The organism is Actinomadura sp. NPDC048032 (genome assembly GCF_040653175.1).
GTDB lineage: Bacteria > Actinomycetota > Actinomycetes > Streptosporangiales > Streptosporangiaceae > Spirillospora > Spirillospora verrucosospora.
The window spans coordinates 1-2791 of the sequence record NZ_JBEZJP010000666.1 but is presented as its reverse complement, the minus strand read 5'-3'; the positions used below and the strand labels follow the sequence as shown (position 1 = coordinate 2791).

The 2791-nt window shown below is 67.8% G+C and carries 2 protein-coding genes; both read right to left on the bottom strand.

Annotated features, from left to right (window positions below):
• The coding region (locus AB0C69_RS40805; RefSeq protein ID WP_360361947.1) for a PepSY domain-containing protein at positions 1-1130 on the bottom strand (1130 nt) is incomplete at its 3' end.
• Between the two features lie 428 nt (positions 1131-1558).
• On the bottom strand, positions 1559-2539 hold the full coding sequence (locus AB0C69_RS40800; protein WP_360361944.1) for a helix-turn-helix domain-containing protein: 981 nt from the start codon (positions 2537-2539) through the stop codon (positions 1559-1561).
• Between the last annotated feature and the right edge of the window lie 252 nt (positions 2540-2791).

Genomic DNA, 2791 nt, shown 5'->3' with positions numbered 1-2791 from the left:
CCGACCAGGTAGTCCGGCGGGTCGTAGGTGGAGGGCTCGTTCATGTAGTGCTCGGTCAGCGCGCCGAAGATGTCGCCGGCCGACTCGTTCATGCCGCCCTTCTCGTTGCCGCTGCCGCCGCTGGCGCCGCCGGGCGTGGTCTGGAAGATCGCGTGCCCGTTCTCGTGGCCGACGACGTCGACGGAGGTGGCCAGCTTGGTGTTCGACTGGTTGTGTCCGAAGTTGGTGTAGCTGCCGTTCCAGTAGGCGTTGACGTCGTTCAGACCCACGCGCGAGGGGAAGCCGCGGCCGTTGCCGTTGGTCCCGTTGCGGCCGAGCCATGCCTTGAGCATGTCCCATTCCTTCTGGACCGCGTACAACACGTCCACGCAGCCGGTCTCCAGGTTCGTCCCGCTGCCGTTGCCCCAGGCGCTGTCGGTGCCGGTGTAGGCCGAGCCGCCCTGGCCGCCGCACTGGTGGCCGGGACGCGATGGGTCGGTCATTGACGTCGCCGCGGTGCTCAGGTCCACCGTGCCGTGGTAGAAGCTTCTGTCATCGGCGGCGTCGCGGACGTCATCGAACGTCCCGACGACCTTGCCGGTCTTGGCGTCGACGAACACGTGCAGTTTCGTCTCGCCCTTCTTCTGGCGACCGGTGACGACCGTTTCGTAGACCAGGCGTCCCTTGCCCTCCGCCAGCACGGTGAGGCGGGGGGTGGAGACCGTGTCGACCTTCGCGACCTTGGCACGCGACACCGCGGCGGCCTGCGAGGCCTTGATCGTCGCCTTGACGCCGACGTCGAGCGTCGCGGTCTGGTTGACCGAGGTGCTCAGCACACCGCCGTCGGCGTTCGTCGTGACGACGATGTCGCCGCCGTAGACGGGCAGGCCGTCGTAGGTGCGCTGGTACTCCACGTACTGGAGGCCGCGCAGGCCCGAGGTGACGTTCGTACGGAAGATCTTGTCCTTCGGGGCCTTCTTGACCTCCGCAGGCTTGGCGGCCACGAAGGTGTCGGCCGAGACCGCCGCGAGCGTGCGGGGGTTCGGCTTGGCCGGGGTGGTGCGGGCGGTCGCTCCTGTGGCGGGGACGGACATCGCCACGGCGAGGCCGGCCGCCAGCGCCGCCGCCCCGATCGCGGTCTGGTGTCTCACAGGGGTGCTCCTTCCACGGACCCGACGGCACAGGGCGTCCGAAGCCTCACGTGGGAGCGGCCTGAGACGCCCTTGCCGCTGGGGGGATTGGGGACGAGTCGCTCATACGGGATGAGCTGCCCCGAAGTGCACCTTGCCGGACTTGAACGTGTCAATACATTCAAAGCAGCATGAAATTTCACAAACCAAGAACTGAGGCACTGTATGCGAGCCAAATTCCCTGGTGAACATCATCCGGCCCGGCCCACCGGAGTTGCGGGCGGCGCCGAACCCCGGTGATCAGAGGTTGGCCCCGAGTATCCGCGCAGCGGCCCCGTCCATCTCCCGACGAAGCTTGCGCAGGCCGGGAAGACCGTGGGTGGCGGGCGTGGACCGCCAGGGCCGTCTTTTCGGAGGCTGAGTCTGACCTCTGTCGAAGGCGCGTAGCCCTACTTACGTGCGCGCCAATACTGCTCCTCCCTGTATTGGCGCGGAGACAAGCCGTACGCGTCGCGGAACGCCTGGGTGAAGTGTTGCGGCCTGGAGAACCCCCACCGCGCCGCGATCTCGCTGATCCGACGGGTGGCGAGCAGCGGTTCGGCCAGGTCGCGGCGGCAGTGTTCCAGACGGCGTTCGCGGATCCAACCGGCGACCGTGCGGCCCTGCTCGTTGAACAGGTTGTGGAGGTGGCGCAGGGAGATGTGATGGGCGGCGGCGATCGAGGCAGGCGACAGGTCCGGATCGCTGAGGTTCTGCTGGATGAAGGTGTGAATCTGGGCCAGGAGCGCCCGCTGGCGGGTGTGCAGCGGCACCGCGTCTCCGGCCTCCAACTCGTGGGCGAGGGCGGCGGTCAGAGCCTCCAGCGCGAGGGTGGACAACCTTGCCAGGTCAGTGGGGCTGTACTCGCCGATGTGCCGGGCGAGTTGGAGGAGGAAGGCGGAGGTGAGAGCCCCGACCCCCTGGGAGCCGGGAATCCGCACGGCGGTCAGGCGGTCGAGGTCCCGGGCCGGCAGCGGCAGCAGGTCGCGCGAGAATCGCAGCACCAGCAGACGGGCGACGGGGGAGTCCGTGGAGAGTGTCGCCGAATACGGCCGCGAGGTGTCGTAGAGAACCAGGTCGCCGACGCCGAAAGCCGTCTCCCGGCCGTTCTGCGTGGCGTTCCCCGCACCGTCCACGGCGATTCCGAGTTTGCACAGCCCGGGGTCGTCCTGGCGGATGAGCTTCGCCGTCCGTCGTATCACGTAGGGCGTCGTCGTCATCAGCGCGACCTGGAGAGAGCCCAAGTCCCAGATATCCATACGGGCTTGGAAACTCGTCTCCAGGTCCGGGTCGCAGCTGAGCTCGTAGGGAACCCAGGTCCGGGAACTGACCTCATGCCAGAAGGCGAACCGCTCGCCGGCCGCCAACCCGTTCGTGCTCACGGTATGCATGGATGCTTTCAATCTTGGACGATTCACGTCCAGGAGCGGTCCTTTGCGTACGGACTCGCGACCTGCCCCTCAGGAGGAGCCCCTCGTCGCGATGAGGGCGCCAGGTTCCGCTGGTCAGAACTCCGGCAGGTCTCGGTGTGCAGATGCTCGTCCCTGATTTGCTTGCCGGTAGAGCCGCACCCGCTCCAGCTCGGCGGCCAGCCGCGCCGGGTCGGTGATCGTCCGTTCGGTGCGCGCCGGCATCCCGGCCGC